This window comes from Thiolapillus sp., assembly GCF_048562965.1.
GTDB classification, from domain to species: domain Bacteria; phylum Pseudomonadota; class Gammaproteobacteria; order Chromatiales; family Chromatiaceae; genus Thiolapillus; species Thiolapillus brandeum_A.
Genome location: NZ_JBHNMF010001091.1, coordinates 1 through 899, shown reverse-complemented (window position 1 = coordinate 899; position 899 = coordinate 1). Strand labels below are relative to the sequence as shown.

2 protein-coding genes are annotated in these 899 nt (G+C 56.0%); both read left to right on the top strand.

Going from position 1 to position 899, the window contains the following annotated elements:
* A partial coding sequence (locus tag ACOCD2_RS22500) for a hypothetical protein (protein ID WP_419620211.1) occupies positions 1 to 232 on the top strand: 232 nt, incomplete at its 5' end.
* A gap of 13 nt (positions 233 to 245) precedes the next feature.
* A complete protein-coding gene (locus tag ACOCD2_RS22495) occupies positions 246 to 704 on the top strand; it encodes a hypothetical protein (protein ID WP_293649872.1) in 459 nt (152 codons plus the stop codon).
* The last annotated feature ends 195 nt before the right edge of the window (positions 705 to 899 follow it).

Here is an 899-nt window from a genome sequence, read left to right as displayed (position 1 = left end):
CGAGGAACTCCGCCGGCGGGGCGAGGAGCTGGGGTACCGGCTGAAGGCGGAATTCAAGTACATCAACACCGCCAACCCCAGGCCTTGGCATGCGTTGTCCTGCAACTGGATTGAGAAGTCTAGTGGGCTGAGCTTTGCCAACATCGGAGCGCCCAGGCACAACCTGAAGGCGCTTCAGGCCCTGCGCATCAACACCGTCTGCCTTTATCGGGGGCGGTTGGTCGAATACTGAGCGGGAGGTATCCATGAGTATCGGCTTCTACGTCAACGTGGCGGAGGTGCCCGTGGAAAAGGTCTACTACAAGGACAGGTATGGGTCCTGTCTGGAAGACCGGTTCTATGAAATGGATCCCATGGCGGAAAAAGATGAAGGGGGGTATTACTTCCTTGAGCAGAAGTTCATTTCGGAGGATTTCTGCAACGCGAATGCCCGCCTGATTCTGCAGGCACTGGGATTGCCGGACGAGGACTGCGGCAGCGTGGACGCCCACGAACTGCCCGCGCTTCGCCGGCGCATCATCCGCCTGCTCAACACCGATGACGATACGGGTTACACCCGTGACGCATCGGTACAACAAGAACCGGGATACCCAACGATGGTCGGGTTCGGATATTCCGAACAAGACCTGAAGGATGGTCTGACCCGGGTTCTGCGCATCATCATAAAAGCGCAGGAAAAAGGCACAGGTATTTACTGGGCCTGAATGAACAACCCCCCGCGCTTTCGCAAGAAAACACGGGGGGATTTTTTTGAGCGACTTCAACAACCCCATTCAACGAGATTCGAACCTACGACGTCCTCGCTCCAACACCACAATGGGCACGCACTAATCGAACGCCTCTTATCCAACACCCTTGGGAAACCTACGATCTTCGATCCTCATATCCTACACCACTAC

Coding starts and splice junctions, on each gene's coding strand:
- ACOCD2_RS22495 (WP_293649872.1), top strand. CDS start 246: ATGAGTATCGGCTTCTACGTCAACGTGGCGGAGGTGCCCGTGGAAAAG.